Consider the following 20,736-nt stretch of genomic DNA (forward strand, 5'->3'; position numbering starts at 1 on the left):
CGCCCCTGCCATCCTGATCACGTATCCCGTACGGGGCTTCTCCAGGTTTGCCCACTGGTGCTGGTCGAGGCGGTCACCAGCACGGAGACGGCGGCGACCGCCAGAGCCGTCGGCAAGGGTCCCGCCAGGTCGCACAGCGCTCCCGTGAGCAGGATGGACACCACCACGCCCAGCGGCAGCAGTGTGGCCCGCAGCGTCACCACCGCCGGCAGCTGCTCGGTCGTGGCCACCGCCAGCAGCCGGTTGTTGAAGTGGACGTAGGCGACCTCGAACAGGACCAGGAACAGCGCGTACAGCACCAGCGTCGGCGCGGTGCGCCCGGCCAGCACCGCGGTGGCCAGGAACGGCATCGGTGCCAGTGCCCACGCGGCCGAGGGCAGGTGCCCGAGGTGGCGCTGGGCGGGCAGGGCGGTCAGCGACCCGGCGAAGACGGCGACCGAGGAGACGGCGACGAAGACGCCCACCAGCCGGGTCCCGCCGCCCAGCACCTGCAGCGGGATCACGGTGACGGCCACGGTGTGGAACCCCTGCCAGAACGCCACCAGCAGGAACCGGGCGAACAGCCTGCGCAGCACCGGATCGGTGACCCGCAGCCGCCCGCCCTCCGCATCCTCCCCGGCACCCCCGGCAGCCTCGCCGTCCGTGCCGCCTGTGCGGTCCGTGCCGGCGGTGGTGTTCGCGCGGGTGTTCCCGGCGGGCGACGGCAGTGCCCAGGCGAGCAGCGCGGACAGCGCCAGCAGCGCCGCGTTCACCGCGACCAGGCCCCGCAGCGGCAGGACCGAGGCGGCCGGTCCCGCCAGCGCCGCGCCGAGACTGACCCCCGTCAGCTTGCCGATCTCCGCGAGGGTGTTGGCGCGCTCCAGCCGCCCGGGGTCGACGGCGGCGCGCAGCGCGACCGAGGTCGCCGAGCGGGTGAGCGCCTCGCAGAACCCGCGGGCCAGGACCAGGACGGTGGCCACGGCCGCCAGCGCGCGGCCCGGCGCCGCGAGGGCGGCCAGCGTCAGCACCAGACTGGCCGCCTCGGCCGCCCGCACCAGGTGCTCCGGGGGATGCCGGCGCAGCAGCCGGTTGAGCGGATGCGCCAGCAGCAGCGCGGGCAGCCACGGCGCGCTCAGCACCGCCCCGGCCAGCAGCCCCGACCCGGTGGCCGACCCCACCCGCGTGGACAGGCTCACCAGAAGCAGGAAACTCCCGCACGCGTTGACGAACAGCAATACGGGAGTGAAATTCGGCGAACGGCGCACCGCCGGAAACAAGGTCGATGTCATCACAGCCCCCCTCCAGGAACCGGAGGATGCCAGAGCTGAACACATTTCAGCGACCAGGGCCGCTGCCTATCGTGAACATATGACAGCAACCACCGGGAACAGCCCGTGCATTGTGATGGTCGACGCCTATGCCGCCGTCCGTTCACTCGTTCTTGAATTCAGGAAACAGGGATGTTCGGTCGTCCGGGTGCAAAGCACACGCGACGTTCCGCTCGTCTACCGTTCGGCGCCCTACGTCCGTGACGACTTCATCGCCGACATCGTCCACGACGGCGACGTGGCGGCCACCCTCACCGCCCTCGCCGCGTTCACGCCCCTCGCGGTGGTCTCGGGCGGCGAGTCCGGGGTGGAACTCGCCGACCTGCTCGCCGAACGGCTCGGCCTGCCCGGCAACGGAACCGCCCTGAGCACCGCACGGCGCGACAAACACGTCATGGTCGAGACCGTGCGTGCCGCCGGGCTGCGCGCGGCCCGCCAGCTGCGCGCCACCGACGCCGGCGAACTGGCCGCCTGGCACCGCGAACTGGGCGGACGCGTCGTCGTCAAACCGCTGCGCAGCGCCGGCAGCCAGGGCGTCTTCTTCTGCGACACACCCGAGGAGTCGGCCGCCGCGTTCCGCTCCCTGGCCGGCACCGACGACGTCTTCTCCCGCGCCAACGACGGGGCCGTGGCGCAGGAGTACCTCCCCGGCACCGAGTACATGGTCAACACCGTCAGCCGCGACGGCCGCCACCACGTCTGCGACATCTGGCGCACCAGCCGCGTCAGCGCCAACGGCGTCCTGGACCTGTGCGACGCCCTCGCGCTGACCGACTCCGGCGACCGGGCCGCGGCCCCGCTGACCCACTACGCCTTCCAGGTCCTGGACGCCCTGGGCATCCGCCACGGCCCCGCGCACGTGGAGATCAGGATGACCCCCGCCGGGCCGTGCCTGGTGGAGGTCGGCGCCCGGATCGCCGGCGGCGGCATCCCGGCCACCGCCGGCCTGGGCATCGGCGCCTCGCAGCTGGAGTGGACCGTCGAGGCGTACCTGCGTCCCCACGACTTCCACGCCCGCGCCCAGGACACCTACACCCTGCGCCGGTACTGCGCGATCGCCGGCATGGTCTCGCCGGTCAGGGGCGTGCTCAGCCAGTACCGGGGCATCGAGGAGATCCAGCGGCTGGAGAGCTTCCACGCCCTGGCGACCCCGGTCAAACCGGGCCAGGACATCGCCTTGACGGTCGACGACCTCACCTACCCGGTCATCGTGACACTGCTGCACGACCTCGAGGAGGTCGTGCAGCGCGACCTGAACACGATCCGCCACCTGGACGGCACCGGCTTCTACGTCCTCGACCCCGCGGCCGGCCCCTGACCCGCAGGCTGCCGTGCCCCAGGCCGCGCGGCCGGGGGCCGGTCGCGCCGTTCGACCGCCGCCCGGCAGCAGTTGAACATCACCGCCCGGCGCGAGCCGCTGCCGGCCGCGACCACGCCGGCCGCGGCACCCGGTAGACGAAACTGACCGCGGTGCGCGGCTGCGACGCCGTCGTGTTGGGCGCCGAGCGGTGCAGCACCAGGCCGTCGAACAGGACCGCCGACCCCGGCTCCAGGGGCATCGCGACCACGGCCGTGCGCGGCAGATGCTCGTCGGCGACCCGCGGCTCCCGCGCCCGCCGAAGCGGCGGCTCGCCCGGCAGGCGCTCGCTGTCCCCGGTGTGCGGCAGCAGCCCCAGCAGATGCGAGCCGGGCAGGAACTCCAGGCAGCCGTTGTGCACGGTGGCCGGCTCGAGCGCCACCCACACCGTCACGATGCCGTGCTCGCCGGCGTCGAAGCCGGGCGGCGCGAACGCCATGTCCTGGTGCCAGGGCTTGGCCGAGCCCACCACCGGCGGCTTGGCCCACAGGAAGGAGTTGACCAGCGTGCCCGGGGCGCCGGCGGCCCGGGCGACCGCCCCGCCGGCCAGGTCCAGCGAGCGCTGCACGGCCTCGAACTCGGGGACGTGCACATGGATCCGGTCCGCCGACCGGAGCACCCCCGCAAGCGCCCGCTCCCCCTGCTGCCAGGCCGCCCAGCCGCCGATGCCGGGCGCCTCCAGGACGAAGTCCCCCTCCGAGACGGCGCGGTCGCGGGTGAGGTCCTCCAGCGCGCCCACCGCCCGCCGCAGCCGCACCAGCGCGTCACCGGCCGCGAGCCCCGGAAGCCGCACGAATCCGGTCTCCCGTATTCCCCCGGAATCGGTCTCCACCATTTCTCGTCCTCCCTCTCTTGACATCGGATCACCCGCGAATTTACCCGTATGTATCACAGGGCGTTCATGTTCAAGACGAGCCGGAAAACGGTTCGTTGCCACCCCTTCGGCGCTCTGCGTATCCTCTCGGGCCATGAGGCCGTTCGGCCGCATCGAAAGCTATGTGCGAAAGGAGTGGAATATGAGCGACCGCACCTTTATGGAGACCCGTGACGCGGACGAGGAGACCAGCAAGTGGTAATCCTCTGACAGCGAAGTACGCGCCGCCCGTACGGGAATTCCGTACGGGCGGCACGTCGTCCCGAGAGAGGCAGAAATGGTAGGCAATCGCGTTTCCCACGTCATCGACCTTCCCGCCGACCTGCTGGTGATCGACGACTCCACCGACGACCGCTACTGGGCCTCGGTGGAACGCGTCGTCGACCTGGCCGGACAGAAGGCACCGACCGCCGACGGGGTGCCGCTGCTGGCGAGCCTGGTGGCCGCCCACCCCGAGTGGCCGGTGCGCGCCGGCGCGGTGCGGCTGCTGGCCGCCCACCACGCGGACGACCCCGCCGCCGGCAGCGCCGTGGCCGCCGCGACCCACGACACGGTCGACTGGGTCGCCTTCACCGCCCTCAAGGTCATCACCCAGTACCGGATCGCCGCCGCCGTCCCCGACCTCATCCGCATCTCCGGCTGGCCCAGCAACTTCACCCGGCCCGACTGGGCGCGCAAGCCCGTCGGCTGCGGCGCGGCGCTGACCAAACGCGCCCTCATCGCCGTCTTCGGCACCCGCGACCCCGCCGAACTGCGCCGCCTGGAGGACGAGTACTTCACCGACATGCGGACCCGGATCGAGGCCGCGCGCAGCCGGCCCCGCCGCCACACCGACGTGATCGCGGTGCCGGGCGGCCCGGCGATCATCGGCGCCGACGAGAAACCCGACGCCTTCCGCATGGCACAGGACGACAGCACCCTGCGCGCCGTCGACGTGCCCGCCTTCCTCATCGACCGGACCACCGTCACCAACGCCCGCTACCGCGTCTTCCTCGAAGAGGTCGGCGACTCCGGCGAGTTCGACCACCCCGACCAGCCCCTCGAGCGCTCCCACCGCCCCGCGCACGGCCACGACGTCCGCTTCAACGCGCCCGGCCTGCCGGTCGTGGGCCTGGACTGGTACGACGCCTACGCCTTCGCGAAGTGGGCCGGCGGCGCCCTGCCCAGCGAAATCCAGTGGGAGAAGGCCGCCCGCGGCGTCGACGGCCGCCGCTACCCCTGGGGCCAGGACTGGGACCCCGCACGGGTGAACTACGTCGAGCGGTCCTTCGGCGAGCAGGTCAGCGACCTCGACTCCCTCGAAGCCCTGCTGGTCACCGTCGAACAGGGCGAGCGGCCCGACCACCCGGTGCTGCCCGCCGACGCCCTCCCGCAGGGCGCCAGCCCCTACGGGGCCCTGCAGATGTCCGGCAACGTGTGGGAACTGACCCGCACCAACTTCTACACCGGCCAGGACATGGACCCCTTCTTCCAGGGACGCCACCCGCTGGACTTCATGAACCGCAAGGACGCCTTCCACGTCCTGCGCGGCGGCACCTGGACCTCACCGCCCACCTGCCTGACCACCTTCTACCGCGGCAAGGACCTGATCACCGACCGGCACAACGAGGTCGGCTTCCGCTGCGTGTACGAGACGAGCACCTGATGCGCCTGACCTCGCTCGGCCACGCCGCGGTCCTTGTCGAGACGGGCAGCGAGCGGATCCTCTTCGACCCCTGGCTCACCCAGCGCCTGGACCGCTTCTGGGAACACCACCCGCCGCTGCCCCACGACCTGGTCCGCCAGGTCCTCGACGACGGCGTCGACTACGTGGTCCTCAGCCACCACCACTTCGACCACCACCATTTCCCCTCCCTGCGGCAGCTCGCCGACGGCGCCGACGTCGACTTCGACGACAGCCCCCGCCAGAGCTCCGCCGTCACCTGCATCTACCCCGCCGGCCCCGTGCCGCCGCGGCTGACCGCCTCCGGGCTCGGACACCAGGCGATCGCCTGGACCCTGCGCCGCCTGGGCTTCGAGCACCTGCACCCGGTGACACCGGGCGACACGCTCACCCTGGGCGCGGCGACCCTGCGGACCTTCCCCTCGGCCGTGCCGTTCCCCGAGATGAGCGTGCTGGTGCAGACGGCCGACGCGGCCGTCATGCTGTGCGGCGACGCCCTCCTGCACGAGCAGACCGTGGCCGCCTTCCGCCGCGACGACGCACCCCGGCTGGACGCCGTCCTCGTCCCCGCGCACAGCGTCTCGCCGCCCGGCGTGCTGACCGAACGCCGCCCCCTGGCCGACCCGGACGCGGTCCGCGCCCGCGCCGCCGCCACCTTCGACCGCTACGTCGAGGCGATCCCCGCCGCCGTGACCGTGCCCTCCTCCTTCGGCTGGCGCGTCAGCGGCGACGGCGCACGCGACTACTCCTGGTGCAACACGACCATGTTCCCCTTCACCCCCGTCCAGGCCCTGCGCCGGCTCGACGAACTGGGCCGCGACGGCCTGCTGTGGGGACCCGGCCAGGTGATCGAGGCGGCCGACGGCAAGGCCGCCCTGACCGACGGACCCGTCGCACCCGCCGCCTACGACTTCGACCGGCTCTACGCCGAGGTGACCCTCGACCCGGCCACCCCGGTGCCCCCCTTCGACGCCGCCGCCGACCGCCACGGCCGCCAGAGCCGCAGCGGCGAACACCTGCTGCGCGAACTCCTGGACCGCCTGGTGGCCACCGACTACTGGTACCGGGCCCTGGACGACGGCGCCGGACGCCACGTCATCTCCCTGTACGAGGACCACGGCACCCAGACCGCCTTCCTCCTCGACCCGGTCGCCGACCGGGTGACCCGGCTCGGCGAAGGCCCGGCCCGCGCCCACCTGGCCGGCGGCGAGGGCTGGACCGAGATCGCGGCGAGCACCCTCGAGGCCCTCCTCGACGCCGACCTGCTGTTCGGCAGCTCCTTCGGCCTGTGGGCCAGCGACGGCGTCCTGCTCTCCGCGGTCTTCCACCACCCGTCCTTCTACACACGCCACATGGACCGCCGACTGCGAGAGGCGAGCACCCCGTGAACACCCCCGCCGTCATCACCTACGACAGCGCCTGCCTGCGCGGCAACCCGCTGGGCGACCCCCACCGCCGCCGCATCGAGGTGCACCTGCCGCCCGGATACGACGGCGTGCGCCGCTACCCGGTCATCTACTGGCTGCCGGGATTCGGCGCCCACCCCGGCCTCGGCAACCGGGCCCTGGCCTTCGGCACATCCGTCGCCGACCGCCTGCACCAGGCGATGACCGACGGCCGGGTACCGCCCGCCCTGCTCGTCGTGCCCGACTGCACCACCGCCTACGGCGGCTCGCAGTACCTCGACTCCGCCGCCTCGGGCCGCTACGCCGGCCACCTCGCCGAGATCGTCGCCGAAGTGGACCGCCGCTTCGCGACCCGGGCCCAGCCCGCCTGGCGCGCCATCGGCGGCAAATCCAGCGGCGGCTACGGCGCCCTCGTCGCCGGCATGACCTCCCCGCTGTTCGGAGCGGTCATCGCCTGCTCGCCCGACGCCGGCTTCGAACACAGCTATCTGCCGCTGCTCCCCGCCACCCTCGACACCATCCGGGCGGCCGGCGGCGTCGACGCCCTGCTGGCCCGCCGCGACAGCGGCCCGCACGACGGACCCTTCATGGTCGCGATGAGCATCATCGCCATGGGCATGTGCTACGCCGACCGGCCCGGCACCACCCCGCAGGACGCCCTGCCCTGCGACCCCGTGACCGGCGTGTTCCGCGACCGGGTGTGGCAGCGCTGGCTCACCCACGACCCCGTCCGCATGCTGCCCGCCCACACCGCCCCGCTCACCGCCCTGGGCCTGCTCCACCTCGGCGTCGGCGAACGCGACGAATACGGCATGCACTGGGGAGCCCGCGCCCTGCACGCCGCCCTCGACACCCACCACGTCCCCCACGTCTACGAGGAGCACACGGGCGGACACCACGGCATCGAGCACGTCTTCACCGACGCCCTCGCCCACCTGTGGCAGACCTGGCGGCACGGGCAGGAACCGGAGAGCGACACGTGTGCGGCATAGCGGGCTTCATCAGCCTGGACGGACGGCGCGACCCCGCGTGGCTGGACGCGCTCGGCCGGACCATGACCGACGCCATGGCCCACCGCGGCGAGGCCGCCTGCGCCCCCTACGTCTCCGCGTGCGGCACCGTCATGCTGTGCGCGACCCGCCTGGCGGTCCGCGACCGCACCGAGGCGGGCGACCAGCCGATGACCGACCCCACCGGCCGCATCACGCTGGTCCACAACGGCGAGGTCTACGGCTCCCGTTCACCCGCACCACCCCTGTGGGAGCGCCGCACCACCTGCGACACCGAGTTCGTCCTCCAGCAGATCTGCCGCCAGGACGACCCCGGGAACGCACTGCGCCCGCTGGACGGCATGTTCGCCCTCGCCTGGCACGACACCACCACCGGCCGCGTCGTCCTGGCCCGCGACCACTTCGGCGTCAAACCCCTCTTCTACACCGTCACCGAAGGCGCCCTGCTGTTCGCCTCCGAACAGGGCGTCCTGCTGCGCACCGGCCTGGTGAGCCCCGAAGTGGACCCCGAGGAATTCCTCCTGCGCTCCTGGATCCGGATGGACGCCGCCGACGACCACACCTGGCTGCGCGGCATCCGCTCCCTGCAGCCCGCCGAATACCTCCTCCTGGACCGCCCGCACACCAGCACCCACCGCTACTGGAAACCCGCCGCGGTCGACGACCCGATCCAGCCCGAGGAGATCAGGGCCGCCTTCGACCGGGCCGTCCACCAACGGTCCGTGTCCGACGTCCCGCGCGCCGCCGTCCTCAGCGGCGGCGTCGACAGCACCGCCATCGCCGCCGCCCTGACCCGCACCGGAGTACCCCTGGACGGATACGTCCTGCGCTACCAGGACGGCATCGGCGGCTCCGGCGACGACGTCTCCTACGCCACCGAGGTCGCCGCCCGTCTCGGCATCCCGCTGACCGTCTGCGACCTGGACCGCGACAGCGCCGCCGCCCTGGTGCCCGTCCTGCCCACCCGGCTGATGCGGCCCCTGCTGCACGGCGCCGAACTGGCGATGCACCACCTCTACCGCACCATCGCCGACGACAAGAACACCGTCGTCTACTCCGGACACGGAGCCGACGAACTCTGGGGATACCAGGACGGCCGCTACTTCCCCGTCGTCGACCCCTACGCCCCCACCTACATCCACGGACGCCACTACCTCACCCACTGCCTGCACGCCGACGAACGGCCCGTCTGGGCCCGCCTCATCAGCTGGATGGCCCACGAACTCGACGTCGACATGACCACGGTGACCGACCGGGTGTGGGAACGCACCCTGGACGAGTACCGGGCGCTGAAGACCGCCTCCCCCCTCAAACGCGGCCGGCACCACCTGATGCGCCGCTTCCTCGTCTACGTCAACGACATGGTCGACGCCACCTCGGCCACCTTCACCCTGGAGGACCGGCCCGTCTTCCAGGACGTCGCCCTGACCGAACTGGCCTTCCGCTGCCCCGAACACCTCAAGGACACCAACCAGCCCGGCACCCACAAAGGCCTCCTCAAAGCAGCACTCGCCGACCTGCTGCCCGACTCGGTGCGCGCCCGCCGCAAACAGGGCTTCCCCAGCCCCGCCGACCCCGGATACACCCGACGCCTGACCGAACTCGCCGACGGCCTCGGCACCCCCTTCGGCCTGCCCGCACCCCCCGCCGCCCTGCGCGCCGAACTCGGCGTCGGCGAATGGATGTTCCTGGCATCGGCCTCCGCCTGGACCGACCACCTCAACGAGCTCACAACCCACCCGAGGAGTCACGGTGAGCCACTCCGTCCCCCGATGGCGCCCGCAGGCCCTGCACCACGCGGCCGACCTTGACCCCGTCCCCCCGGTGCTGGACGAGACCAGCGCCCAGCCCTGGTGCACCTTCGTGCTCTGGCAGCCCGCCGAACTGCCCCGGGGCTGCGACACCCGCACCGGCACCCTGCGCCGCGAGGCACCCCCCGGCCGCGTCGACGCCGCCGGCCGCACCCCCTGGAGCGACGCCAACCCCTCGGGCTACCGCACCGAGATCTCCGGCGGCGGACGCAGGCTGCGCCTCAAACAGTTCCTCTACGACTGGGCCTTCCCCGCCGCCGACCACCCCTGCCTGTGGGGCAGCGAGACCCGCCCCCACGAGATCGGCGAGGACCGCGTGGTCTGGCTCGGCACCGACTACCTCGGCCACCGGGCCGGCAGCGCCCGCATGGCCCGTACCACCGTCGAACTCTCCGTACTCGAAGGCGAGTTCACCGACGAGGAGATCATCGCCCTGTACGCCGCCCTGCGCCCGGCCGTACCCGAGGCGCTGCCCCGGATCCTGGCCACCCCGTTCTCCGAACTCAGCTACTGGGCCCGCCACCGGGCCGACACGGTCGCCGTGCCCACCGGCGTCTTCGCCTTCCAGCGCCGCGGCCGCACCCACGAGGGCCACTGGACCCCCTCGGCCGACCTCACCGCCTTCCTCGGCAAACAGGGAATCCCGCTCACCGCCGGCCCCTTCCACGCCGACAGCGCCGCCACCTACGGCGACGGCACCACCGTCCGCGAACTCGACGTCGTCTACGCCACCCCGGCCGGCGGCGAACTGCGCCTGACCGCCCAGCGCACCGGCGGCGGACGCCTTCGGTTCCCGCCGCAAAGGGACAAGCACCCCGCCACCGCCGAGACCCGCGACCTCGGCGGCCGCCCGGTCCATCTCGGCTACCTCAGCGCTGAGTTCGGAGCCTGCGACGCCTGGTGGCAGCACCCCGACGGCTACGACCTCAGACTCCTGTCCAGCGCCGGCACCGGCCTGGGACGCGACACGTTCTTCACCCTGCTCACCGCCATCGACACCGGACTGCGCCTGGCCGGCAACGCGGAGGTGCTGGGGTGACCACCACGGAACGCACCCTCGGCCCCGCCACCACCGGCCCCGTCGCCACCGGTCCCGCGGTCACCGGCCTGCCGGATGCCGGCGGGACGGCGCGACGGCCCGTCCTGGACCCCGCCACCGGCCGCGTCCTCACCCATGTGCCCGACACCGACGGGCCCGGCGTCGCCGACGCCGTGGCCCGCGCCGACACCGCGTTCCGCACCGTGTGGGCCGACACCTCCGCCGCCCGCCGCTCCCAACTGCTGCGCGAACTCGGCGGCCTGCTGCGCGAGGACCGCGACCACCTCGCGGCGCTGGAACGCGGCAACGCGGGCAAGCCCACCGCCCGTGCCGCCGCCGAGGTGGACTTCGCCGCCGACGTCGTCGACTGGTTCGCCGCCGCCGCCCGCTACCCGGTGGGGGAGACCCACCCGGCCGGCCCCGGCATGCGCACCTACACCGACCGGGTCCCGGTGGGGGTGTGCGCGGCGATCTGCCCGAACAACTACCCGCTCCTGCTGGCCGTCTGGAAGATCGCCGCGGCGCTCGCGTACGGCAACACGGTCGTCGTCAAACCGGCACCCGAGACACCGCTGTCCGTGCGCCGCCTGGCCGACAACGCCGCCCACGTGCTTCCCCCCGGTGTGCTCACCGCCGTCCACGGCGGGGCCCGGACCGGCCGGCTGCTGTGCGAGCACGCTGACGTCGCCATGGTCTCCTTCACCGGTTCGACGGCGGCGGGCCGCGAGGTCGCCCGGCGCTGCGCGGACGGCCTCAAGCCCGTCTCGCTGGAACTGGGCGGCAAGAGCCCCGTCGTGGTCTTCCGCGACGCCGACCTGGACGCGGCCGCGCGGGCGGTCGTCGCCGGCTTCACCGGCAACACCGGCCAGATGTGCGTGGCCGGGACCCGCCTGATCGTGGACCGGGCCGTGCACGAGGAGTTCGTCGCCCGCGTCGCCGAACTCGCCGGCGCCCTGTGCGTCGGCCGGCCCGAGGACCCCCGCACCGATCTCGGCCCGCTGATCAGCCGGGCGGCCGCCGACCGCGCGGACCGGGCGGTGAAGGAGGCGGCGGAACGCGGCGCGCGGGTGATCCTCCCGCCCGGCCGCCGCGAGGTCCGAAGCGACCTCGACGGCGGGTTCTACGTCCACCCGGTCATCGTGGACGGCGCCCCCTTCGACACCCGCGCCTGGCGCGAGGAGCTCTTCGCCCCGGTGCTGTCCGTCGCCGCGTTCGACACCGACGCCCAGGCCCTGGACCTCGCCCACGACACCGCCTACGGCCTGTCGGCGTCGGTCTGGACCTCCGACACCGACCGCGCCGAACGGTTCACCCGCGCCCTGCGCGCCGGCATGGTATGGGTCAACACCTGGGGCGACACCCAGGAGACGGTCAGCGTCTCGGGCATGGGCCAGTCCGGGTACGGCCGCGAACTGGGCATCCACGCCGTGGAGGGCTACACCCGGCCCCGCGCCGTCTGGGTGGCCCACCGGACCGGGCGGTAGCCACGATGCCCCCACCCCCCGCCCAACACCCCCCGACGGCAAGGCCCTTGACCGGGCCCTCCGTCACCCCACCGCACCCGACCGCGCAGACCTCCACCGCGCAGCCGCCTGCCGCACAGACCCCGACCGCGCAGACCTCCGCCCTGCAGCCGCCTGCCGCGCAGACCCCGACCGCGCAGACCTCCGCCCTGCAGCCGCCTGCCGCGCAGACCCCGACCGCGCAGACCTCCGCCCCGCAGCCGCCTGCCGCACAGACCCCGAGCCGGCGGCCCGCCGCCCCGCGCTCCTCGACCCTGCGGCCCTCGATCCCGCGGCCCGCCGCCACCCCGTACCTCGCCCAACACCCCACATCCGCGCGGCCCTTGGCCCGGCCCTCCGCCACCCCGCAGCCCGCCTCCGCCCAACCCGCCTGTGCGCGGCTCGACTTCCGCAGTGACACCCGTACCGTGCCGGACGCGCGGATGCGCGCGGCGATGGCCCGAGCCCAGGTCGGTGACGACGTGTACGGCGACGACCCCACCGTCGCCCTGCTCGAACGGCGTACGGCCGAACTGCTGGGCACCGAGGCCGCCTTGTTCCTCCCGACCGGCACGATGGCGAACCTGCTCGCCCCGCTCGCCGCGTTCGGCCCCGGATCTCCGCCGCCGCGTCTGATCGCCGGCGCCGGCACCCACATGGCGTTCCTCGAGTCACCGGGGCTGCGCCGCTTCGGCGGCATCGAGGTGACGCCGGTGGACCAGCGCCCCGACGGCCTGCCCGATCTCGACGCCCTGGCCGCGCTGCTGTCCGCCCCGGCGGACCGGCCGACCGTGGTCTGTGTGGAGAACACGAGCATGATGCACGCGGGCAACGCCCTGGACGCCGCGGCGATGCGCTCGGTGGCCGCGTCGGCCCACCGCCACGGCGCGCACTTCCACCTCGACGGGGCCCGCCTCGCCAACGCGGCCGTGGCCCTGGACGTCCCGCCCGCCCAGCTCGCCGGACCCGCGGACAGCATCGCCTTCTCCCTCTCCAAAGGGCTCGGCGCGCCGGTCGGCGCTCTGCTGTGCGGGACGTCCGCGTACATCGCCTACGCCCGCGAGCTGAGGGGATGGCTGGGCGGCTCCCTGCACCAGGCGGGCGTGGCCGCCGCGCCCGCGCTGATCGCGCTTCGCCGCCTGCCCGACCTGGCCGCCGACCACCGCAGGGCCGCCGCGCTCGCCGACGGCCTCGCCGCCCTGCCCGGCGTCACGGTCATGCGCCCGCCCCGGCCCACCAACATGGTCATGGCGCGCCTGGCCGGGCTGAGCGCGCAGGAGTGCGCCGCGCGCCTGGCCGGCCACGGCGTGCGCGTCCTGCCGCTGCCCAACCATCATGTGCGCTTCGTGACGCACCGCGCACACGACATGATCGGTGTGCGCGAGGCCGTCGGCGCCGTGGCGGCCGTGGCCGCCACGGCGCCGGGGCCGGCCGGCGACCGACGGAGAACTCCCGTACGGGGAGCTCTTCCTGACACCCTGGAGGAAGACATGACGGACGTGCCACCGCGTGGACCGCAGGAGCGGCTGCGCGACACCCGCGCGAGGCTGGAGAACGACGTCGACCTGTGGGTCGCGACAGCGGGCGCCTCCGGCGGCGTCCACCTCGTCCCGCTCTCCTACCTCTGGGACGGGACCGCGTTCCTCGTCTCGACACCGCGGACCTCGGTCACCGGCCGCAACCTGCTGGCCGACGCCCAGGTGCGCCTGGGTGTCGGCCCGACCCGCGACGTCGTGATCGTCGACGGCGTCGCGGAGCCGGTGGACAGCGCCGACCTCGGCGACAAGACGTGCGAGGCGTTCGCGGCCAAGACCGGCTTCGACCCGCGCAAGGAGACCGACGCGCCCTACCAGTACTTCCGGATCCGGCCGCGCCGCGTCCAGGCCTGGCGGGAGGCGAACGAGCTGGCGGGACGCACCCTCATGCGCGACGGCGCCTGGCTCGACTGACCACCCGGGAACCCGGCCCCTCGCCGCCGCCGCCACTGCCACTGCCACTGCCGCCGTTGTCGTTGTCGTGGCCGTCGGCCGGTCTGCCGTGCGAGCGGCCGGCGGCGCGAGGTCCAGTCGTTCTTGACCGGCGCTGAAGAGCGCTTTGACAGGCTGCGACAGGCAAGGCATCTGTCAATTCTGGAGGGGCGAATATGGGAGCCATCGAGGTTCCGGTCCTGATCGTCGGCGGCGGCGGATGCGGCCTGTCCGCCTCCGTGTTCCTGTCCGACCAGGGCGTCGATCATCTGCTGGTGGAACGGCACCCGGACACATCGAGGATTCCGAAGGCGCACTATCTCAACCAGCGCACGATGGAGATCTTCCGCCGGCACGGCATCGCCGACGACGTGTTCGCCGAGGCGGCGCCGCTGGAACTGTTCGGCAAGGTGCGCTGGCAGACCACGCTCGCGGGCGACGGGCCGATGGACCGCCGCCTGATCCATGAGATGGATGCCTTCGGCGGCGGCACACTGCGCGAGAGCTACGCGAAGGTCGGGCCCGTCCTGCCCGCCAAGCTGCCGCAGATGTGGCTGGAGCCGATCCTGCGCCGCCACGCGGAACAGCGCGGCCCCGGCCGCGTCCTGTTCCACCACGAGGTGACCGCCTTCTCCGACGAGGGCGACCACGTCCTGGCCGAGATCCGCGACACCGAGACCGGTGAGACCACCACCGTCAAGGCGCAGTACCTCATCGGCGCCGACGGCGGCCGCATGGTCGGACCCGCGGTCGGCATCCGCATGGAGGGACCGCCCTCCCTGGTCAACACCACCACCGCGTACTTCTCCGCAGATCTGTCCCCGTGGTGGGAGGAAGGCACGCTCATCACGCACTTCCTCAGCCCCGAGGACCCCGACCTGTCCAGCAACCTCATCGAGATGGGACCGAGCTGGGGCAAGGCCTGCGAGCAGTGGGGCCTGCACTTCGCCCCCGGCCCGCCCGGCCGCTGGGACACCGAGACGGTCATACCCCGCATCCGTGAACTCCTGGGCCTGCCGGACCTGGAGGTGACCGTGCACAAGGTCACGGACTGGATCGTGCACGCGCACCTCGCCGACCGCTACCGGGTCGGCCGGGTACTGATCGCCGGTGACGCCGCGCACCGCCAGCCGCCCGCCGTCGGACTCGGCCTCAACACCGGCATCCAGGACGTCCACAACCTCGCGTGGAAGCTCGCCGCGGTGCTCAGCGGCCGCGCCCCCGACAGCCTGATCGACACCTACGAGGCCGAACGCCGGCCCGTGGGCCGGGAGAACGTCGACTGGGCGACCTCCGCCGCCGTCCACCACCAGGCCCTCATGGACGCCATCGGGCTGGGCCACAACGTCCCCGCCGGGCGCCGCGGACAGCGGCTGGCGGCCTACTTCGACCCGTCCCCGCTCGGCGACACCGTGCGCACCCGCGCCCTGGAGATGTTCCACACCCACCGCGGCGGATGCCAGTCGCTCGACATGGAGGTCGGCTTCGCCTACGAACAGGGCGCGATCGTCCCCGACGGCAGCGAGCCGCCGGCGCGCGTGCCCATGCGCGACGAGCACCGGCCCACGTCCCGCCCCGGACACCGGCTGCCGCACGCCTGGATCACCCGGGACGGCGAACGCCTGTCCACCCTCGACCTCACCACCCCGACCGCCTTCACCCTGATCACCGGCCCGCAGGGCACACCGTGGTGCGAGGCGGCCGAGAAGGCGGCGCAGAAGTTCTCCGTCCCCATCAGCACGGTTCGCATCGGCACCGGCGCCGAGTTCGCCGACGTGGACGGCGGATGGGAGGCCGTCCGGCAGATCACCGACGCCGGCGCGCTCCTGGTACGCCCCGACCAGCACGTCGCCTGGCGTGCCACGGGCACCGGCGAGGACCCCGAGCAGATCCTCACCGAGGTCTTCGCCGCCCTCCTGGACCGCTGAACGCGCCAGGAAAGCGCGCCAGGAACGGACACGCCAGGAACAACGCGCCGGGGAACACGAAAAGAAGAAGGGGGCCGTGCCCGATCACCGGGCACGGCCCCCTTCTCGCGTCCCCCGGCACACCCCGCTGCGGGCGGACGTGCGCTGCGGACCGGCTTCCTCAGACTCCGGCCGCGACGGACCGGGCGGCCGCGTCCGACTTCAGCCAGGCCAGGACCTGGTCGGCGGCCTTGCGCGCGGTGGCCATGCACACCCCGGCGCCCACCCCCTCGTACAGCGCCCCGCACACCGCGAGTCCGGGCTGGGCCGCCACCGCCTCACGGATGCGCCGCACCCGCTCCAGGTGACCGACGGTGTACTGCGGCAGGGCGTCGGGCCAGCGGCTCACCCGGCTCGCCACCGGGACACCGCTCACCCCGGTGGCCTCGGCGAGTTCGGCCGTCGCCAGCGCGACGAGATCGGCGTCGTCGCGCAGCAGCAGGTGCTCCTCGCCGAAACGCCCGAGCGAGCAGCGCACGATCTCCACCTCGCCCGCCAGGTGCGGCCACTTCACGGTGGTGAACGTGACCTCCTTGACGGCCTTCTTCTCCACCGCGGGCACCCGGTAGGCGGCGTATCCGCGGCCCGAGAGCCCGCCGGGGAACGCCGCGCGCGGGTAGGCGAGCGTGACCATCGCGACGCTCGCGTAGGGGACTTCGGCCAGTTCCGAGACGGCCGGGGCCATCCCGGAGACCCCGGAGAGCAGGCTGCTCGCCGGGCCGGCCGGGACGGCGACGACGACGGCGTCCGCGTCGATGTGTTCCCTCGCGCCGCCCGTGCCCACCGTCAGCCGCCAGCCGTCCGCGGTACGGGTGAGCTCGCGGACACCGGCTCCGGTGCGCACGGACGCGTCGGGTGCGGCGGCCAGCACCTCCCGCACGAGCGCGGGGGGCAGCGAACCGAACCCGCCGTCCAGGGTCGCCACGCTCACCGGCGGCGGCTTCTCGCCCGGCGCGAGCTGCGGCGTCAGCGAGCCCGCCGCGTCCGCGAGCGAGACGTGCGCGCGGGAGGCCTTGGCCAGCGGGGTCAGCGTGGCCTCGAAGGACAGGTCCTCGGCGCGGCCGGAGAACACCCCGGCGAGGAACGGGTCGACGAGACGGTCCACGACCTCCTGGCCGAGCCGTCCCGCGACATGGGCCGCGACCGAGACGTCGCCGTCCCGCTCGGACGGCGCGAGCACCAGGTCCTGGCGGGCCCGGTCGAGTCCCGCCGCGGACAGTACCCCGGAACGGGCGAGGCCGTCCATGTCGCAGGGCACGCCCATGAACTGACGGTCCGGCTGCTGCCGGATGCCGCCCCTGGTCCAGATCGCCGACGCGGTGACGCCCGCCGACATGATCCGCTCGCCGAGCCCGGTCTCCTTGACCAGCCCGGTGGTCTTGCGTCGGTTGGCGTACAGCGATTCGGCGCCCTCGTCGACCGCGACCCCCGCCACCTCGGAGACCGACAGCTTCCCGCCGATCCGTGACGATCCCTCCAGGACCGTCATCCGGACCGGCTCGTTGCGCAGATAGAACGCCGCCGCCAGTCCCGCGATACCACCCCCGATGATGACCACATGGGGCTTTCCACTCGCCTGATCCCGTTCGGTGCCAGCCATTCCACCAGATCCTTCATGGTTAGTGTCGTAGAGGCCGTCCCGGCGCCGGCGCCCGGCGTCGGGGCAGGTCTTGGCAGTCTGGCCGGGGGCCTTGGACCCCCGGTCGAGAGCTCCTAGGGCTAGGGCCGGTCTTCGGTGGTGAACCAGCGGTCGAGGGCCTGGGTGAGGTCGTCGGTGGTGCCGGGGGAGGTCCAGGCGACGTAGCCGTCGGGGCGGATGAGGACCGCGTCCAGGCCGGGGTCGGGGCCGGTGGTCCAGGTGGCGGTGACGGCGTCGACCCGGTCGGGGAGTTGGTGTGCGGGCAGCCCTGCCGCCGGACTGCTGGTGTCGGTGGTGATGAGCAGGCCGTGGGCGGTGTGCAGGAGGTCGGCGACGCGGGTGCGGGTGCCGTCGGGCAGGGTGAGTTCACGCGACGGTGGCATGCGCCGGCCGAGCACCGGATGGTCGCCCTTGGCGAGGTCGTAGCGGATGCCGAGGTTGCTCAGCATTCCGGCCAGGTGGCCGGCGGCGTCCCGGTGGGCGACCAGCTCGCCCATGACCTCACGGACCGGGTCCATGTCCTCGCCGGTGAGCCGCAGCTCGATCGCCGCCCGCGCGTTGCGCGCCAACTGCTCGCCGACGGGGTGGCGTTCACCGTGGTAGGTGTCGAGCAGGCCCTCGGGGGCCCGGCCCCTGACCGCCGCCGCCAGCTTCCAGCCGAGGTTCACCGCGTCCTGCACGCCCACGCTCAGCCCCTGCGCCATGGCCGGAGGCTGCACGTGCGCGGCGTCGCCCGCCAGGAACACCCGGCCGCGCCGGTACTGAGCGGCGGCCCGTGAGGCGTCGGTGAAGCAGCTGATCCAGCGGCACCGCCCGTGGTGGATGTCCTCGCCGGTCAGCCGCTCCCAGGCGTCGGCGAGGTCGTCGTAGGTCAGGGAGGCGCGGTCGCGCGGCGGTGTGCCGGCCTCGTGGACGACGACCCGGGTCACCCCGTTCTCCAGGTCCATCGCCATGACCATGCTGCCGCCCGGCAGGTTCTCGCCGATACGGCGCTTGCGGGTGTCGATCCCGGTGACGTCGGCCGTCAGGAAGCCGCGCCGGCCCTCGGACCCGGGAAAGCCGATCCCGGCCAGCTTGCGCACGAAGCTGCGCCCGCCGTCGCAGCCGACCAGATAGGCGGCGCTCTCCTCGCCGGGTCCGTCCGGGCCCTCGAAGGAGACCACGACGCCCTCGGGGCTCTCGCGGAAGCCGGTCACCTCGACTCCGCGCAGGACGGGCACGCCGAGCTCGTCCACCCAGTCCTCCAGCATCCGCTCGGTGCGGAACTGGGAGATCCCCCGGTGCCCGTAGTGGTCCTCCGCCAGCAGGCCCAGATCGATCGGCACCCCGCCGAAGTGGCTGTCGGCGGGCTCGGTCGCGCCGAGCCGGCCGAGCAGGCCCCGCTGGTCGAAGCACTCGGCGGTGCGCTTGGTGAAGCTCGCGCCGCGCGACTCCCGCGCCGGGGCGGCGAGCCGTTCGTGGACGACGACGTCGACGCCGCCGAGCTTGAGTTCGCCCGCCAGCATCAGCCCGACCGGGCCCGCGCCGACGACGATCACATCCCTGGTCATCTGTGTGTGCTCCTCAGCGGTCGATGCCGCAGGCGGTGACCCGCCCGCGGGCCGGGGGCCTGGGGTTGGTGAACCAGCGATCCAGGGCCTGGGTGAGGTCGTCGGTGGTGCCGGGGGAGGTCCAGGCGACGTAGCCGTCGGGGCGGACGAGGACCGCGTCCAGGCCGGGGTCGGGGCCGGTGGTCCAGGTGGCGGTGACGACGTCGAGCCGGTCGGGGAGCCGGCCCGGCAGATGCTGCGCCGCCGCACCGCTGTCGGTGGTGATGAGCAGGCCGTGGGCGGTGTGCAGGAGGTCGGCGACGCGGGTGCGGGTGCCGTCGGGCAGGGTGAGTTCACGCGACGGTGGCATGCGGCGGCCGAGCAGGGGATGGTCGCCCTTGGCGAGGTCGTAGCGGATGCCGAGACCGCTGACGATCCCGGCGGCCTGCTCGGCGGCTCCCTTGTGGGCCAGCAGTTCGCCCATGACCTCACGGACCGGGTCCAGGGCGTCCTCACCGAGGTAGATCTTCGACGCCGCCCGGGCGTTGCGGATCAACTCGCCTCCGACGGGGTGGCGTTCGGCGTGGTAGGTGTCGAGCAGGCCCTCGGGGGCCCGGCCCCTGACCGTCGCCGCCAGCTTCCAGCCGAGGTTGGCCGCGTCCTGCAGTCCGGCGCTGAGCCCCCACGCGGCCAGCGGCGGGATCTCGTGCGCGGCGTCGCCCGCCAGCAGCACCCGGCCGCGCCGGTACTCCTCGGCCAGCGCGGCGGAGTTCCCGCACGCCCACAGCCACTGGGGCTCGGCGTCGTCGATCGACTCGCCGGTCAGCCGCCGCCACGCGCCGGCGACCTCGGCGAAGGTCAGCGCTCCCGGGTCCGGGCGGGCGGGCAGTGCCGGGTCGTGGATGACGATGCGGCAGCGGCCCTCGCCCAGCGGGGTGCACACCACCATGCTGCCGCCCGCCAGACGCTCGCCGATGGGCCGGGGACGCGGGACGGCACCGGTGATCTCCGCGGTGTACATGCCCCGGGTGGCCTCCCAGCCGGTGGCCGGGATCCGGGCCAGCGCACGGACGGTGCTGCCCGCGCCGTCGCAGCCGACCACGTACGCGGCGCTCTCCTCGCCCGGTCCGCCGGGGCCCTCGGAGCACACCACCACGCCCTCGGGGCTCTCGCGCAGCCCGGTGACCTCGCGGCCGCGGTGCACCGGGACGCCGAGCTCCTCCAGCCGGCCGCCCAGCGCCTCCTCGGTCCTGGCCTGCGAGAGGCCCAGCACTCCGCTGTGGTCCTCGTCGAGCATGCCCAGGTCGAAGCGGACCCCGCCGAAGTGCCCCATCGGGCCCCACCGGAACGCGCCGAGGCGGGGGAGCAGCCCGCGCTGGTCCAGCGACTCGGCGGCCCGCCGGTTGAAGCCGAGGGCACGGGACTCCCCGCTCGGGGCGGGCAGCCTGTCGTAGACACTCACGTCCACTCCGCCCAGGCGGAGTTCTACGGCCAGCATCAGGCCGACAGGACCCGCACCGACCACTATCACGTCAGTTGTATTCATTATTTGAGGCCTCTGCACTGTGGCAATGGTTGGCCATCGTGAAGCTACCCAGCGCAATGTCCGACCGCAATGAACTGAAATTCACCGGCACCGGTTCGGTGTTCGACTGCGGAATCGGC

14 protein-coding genes and 1 pseudogene are annotated in these 20,736 nt (G+C 73.4%); 10 read left to right on the plus strand and 5 right to left on the minus strand.

The features are described 5' to 3' along the window. Positions 1 to 17 precede the first annotated feature (17 nt). Positions 18 to 1,268 carry an MFS transporter gene (locus tag OG788_RS45155; RefSeq protein WP_406368672.1) on the minus strand — a complete coding sequence of 417 codons (1,251 nt, stop codon included), beginning with the start codon at positions 1,266 to 1,268 and terminating at the stop codon, positions 18 to 20. 115 nt (positions 1,269 to 1,383) lie between these two features. Here OG788_RS45155 and OG788_RS45160 point away from each other — a divergent pair, with 115 nt between their 5' ends. Beyond that, the gene (locus OG788_RS45160; protein ID WP_406377021.1) at positions 1,384 to 2,625 is read left to right on the plus strand and encodes an ATP-grasp domain-containing protein; all 1,242 of its coding nucleotides are present in this window, start codon (positions 1,384 to 1,386) and stop codon (positions 2,623 to 2,625) included. A gap of 79 nt (positions 2,626 to 2,704) precedes the next feature. Here OG788_RS45160 and OG788_RS45165 read toward each other — a convergent pair whose 3' ends face one another. Further along, entirely contained in the window at positions 2,705 to 3,499 is a 795-nt protein-coding gene (locus OG788_RS45165; RefSeq protein WP_406368669.1) for a phytanoyl-CoA dioxygenase family protein, read from the minus strand. A gap of 316 nt (positions 3,500 to 3,815) precedes the next feature. Here OG788_RS45165 and OG788_RS45170 point away from each other — a divergent pair, with 316 nt between their 5' ends. The 9 genes and pseudogenes from OG788_RS45170 to OG788_RS45210 all read left to right on the plus strand — a co-directional run bounded on the left by OG788_RS45170 (position 3,816) and on the right by OG788_RS45210 (position 15,864). Next, positions 3,816 to 5,183, plus strand: a complete 1,368-nt coding sequence (locus tag OG788_RS45170) for a formylglycine-generating enzyme family protein (RefSeq protein WP_406368667.1) — start codon at positions 3,816 to 3,818, stop codon at positions 5,181 to 5,183. Further along, positions 5,183 to 6,589, plus strand: a complete 1,407-nt coding sequence (locus OG788_RS45175; RefSeq protein ID WP_406368665.1) for an MBL fold metallo-hydrolase — start codon at positions 5,183 to 5,185, stop codon at positions 6,587 to 6,589. The genes OG788_RS45170 and OG788_RS45175 overlap by 1 nt, the downstream gene beginning before the upstream one ends. Next, the gene (locus tag OG788_RS45180) at positions 6,586 to 7,599 is read left to right on the plus strand and encodes an alpha/beta hydrolase (protein WP_406368663.1); all 1,014 of its coding nucleotides are present in this window, start codon (positions 6,586 to 6,588) and stop codon (positions 7,597 to 7,599) included. The genes OG788_RS45175 and OG788_RS45180 overlap by 4 nt, the downstream gene beginning before the upstream one ends. Continuing rightward, on the plus strand, positions 7,587 to 9,428 hold the full coding sequence (locus tag OG788_RS45185; protein WP_406368662.1) for an asparagine synthetase B family protein: 1,842 nt from the start codon (positions 7,587 to 7,589) through the stop codon (positions 9,426 to 9,428). Before OG788_RS45180 ends, OG788_RS45185 begins: the two co-directional genes overlap by 13 nt. After that, positions 9,370 to 10,467, plus strand: coding sequence for a hypothetical protein (locus OG788_RS45190; RefSeq protein ID WP_406368660.1), 1,098 nt, complete (start codon positions 9,370 to 9,372; stop codon positions 10,465 to 10,467). The genes OG788_RS45185 and OG788_RS45190 overlap by 59 nt, the downstream gene beginning before the upstream one ends. Next, the gene (locus OG788_RS45195; protein WP_406368658.1) at positions 10,464 to 11,951 is read left to right on the plus strand and encodes an aldehyde dehydrogenase family protein; all 1,488 of its coding nucleotides are present in this window, start codon (positions 10,464 to 10,466) and stop codon (positions 11,949 to 11,951) included. The genes OG788_RS45190 and OG788_RS45195 overlap by 4 nt, the downstream gene beginning before the upstream one ends. 5 nt (positions 11,952 to 11,956) lie before the next feature. Continuing rightward, positions 11,957 to 13,354: pseudogene (locus tag OG788_RS45200) on the plus strand (GntG family PLP-dependent aldolase); the annotation flags it as partial. A 105-nt stretch (positions 13,355 to 13,459) separates the two neighbouring features. Beyond that, positions 13,460 to 13,918 (plus strand): pyridoxamine 5'-phosphate oxidase family protein, encoded by a 459-nt coding sequence (locus OG788_RS45205; RefSeq protein WP_351544455.1) that lies wholly within the window; start codon positions 13,460 to 13,462, stop codon positions 13,916 to 13,918. Positions 13,919 to 14,112: 194 nt separating this feature from the next. Beyond that, positions 14,113 to 15,864: an FAD-dependent monooxygenase gene (locus OG788_RS45210; protein WP_406368656.1), complete on the plus strand. Its 1,752-nt coding sequence runs from the start codon at positions 14,113 to 14,115 to the stop codon at positions 15,862 to 15,864. 160 nt (positions 15,865 to 16,024) lie between these two features. Here OG788_RS45210 and hemG read toward each other — a convergent pair whose 3' ends face one another. From hemG to OG788_RS45225, 3 genes are all read right to left on the minus strand, one after another. Then, the gene (gene hemG, locus OG788_RS45215) at positions 16,025 to 17,503 is read right to left on the minus strand and encodes a protoporphyrinogen oxidase (protein ID WP_406368654.1); all 1,479 of its coding nucleotides are present in this window, start codon (positions 17,501 to 17,503) and stop codon (positions 16,025 to 16,027) included. A 119-nt stretch (positions 17,504 to 17,622) separates the two neighbouring features. After that, entirely contained in the window at positions 17,623 to 19,092 is a 1,470-nt protein-coding gene (locus OG788_RS45220) for an FAD-dependent monooxygenase (protein ID WP_406368653.1), read from the minus strand. A gap of 13 nt (positions 19,093 to 19,105) precedes the next feature. Further along, a complete protein-coding gene (locus tag OG788_RS45225) occupies positions 19,106 to 20,617 on the minus strand; it encodes an FAD-dependent monooxygenase (RefSeq protein ID WP_406368652.1) in 1,512 nt (503 codons plus the stop codon). Positions 20,618 to 20,736: the final 119 nt, after the last annotated feature.

This window comes from Streptomyces sp. NBC_00647 (genome assembly GCF_045207245.1).
Taxonomy (GTDB): Bacteria; Actinomycetota; Actinomycetes; order Streptomycetales; family Streptomycetaceae; genus Streptomyces.

What these genes read in the sequence shown, in the direction of transcription:
- OG788_RS45225 (WP_406368652.1), bottom strand. Translation starts at nt 20,617, where the DNA reads ATGAATACAACTGACGTGATAGTGGTCGGTGCGGGTCCTGTCGGCCTG.
- OG788_RS45210 (WP_406368656.1), top strand. Translation starts at nt 14,113, where the DNA reads ATGGGAGCCATCGAGGTTCCGGTCCTGATCGTCGGCGGCGGCGGATGC.
- OG788_RS45175 (WP_406368665.1), top strand. Translation starts at nt 5,183, where the DNA reads ATGCGCCTGACCTCGCTCGGCCACGCCGCGGTCCTTGTCGAGACGGGC.
- OG788_RS45155 (WP_406368672.1), bottom strand. Translation starts at nt 1,268, where the DNA reads ATGACATCGACCTTGTTTCCGGCGGTGCGCCGTTCGCCGAATTTCACT.
- OG788_RS45165 (WP_406368669.1), bottom strand. Translation starts at nt 3,499, where the DNA reads ATGGTGGAGACCGATTCCGGGGGAATACGGGAGACCGGATTCGTGCGG.
- hemG (WP_406368654.1), bottom strand. Translation starts at nt 17,503, where the DNA reads ATGGCTGGCACCGAACGGGATCAGGCGAGTGGAAAGCCCCATGTGGTC.
- OG788_RS45220 (WP_406368653.1), bottom strand. Translation starts at nt 19,092, where the DNA reads ATGACCAGGGATGTGATCGTCGTCGGCGCGGGCCCGGTCGGGCTGATG.
- OG788_RS45160 (WP_406377021.1), top strand. Translation starts at nt 1,384, where the DNA reads ATGGTCGACGCCTATGCCGCCGTCCGTTCACTCGTTCTTGAATTCAGG.
- OG788_RS45205 (WP_351544455.1), top strand. Translation starts at nt 13,460, where the DNA reads ATGACGGACGTGCCACCGCGTGGACCGCAGGAGCGGCTGCGCGACACC.
- OG788_RS45170 (WP_406368667.1), top strand. Translation starts at nt 3,816, where the DNA reads ATGGTAGGCAATCGCGTTTCCCACGTCATCGACCTTCCCGCCGACCTG.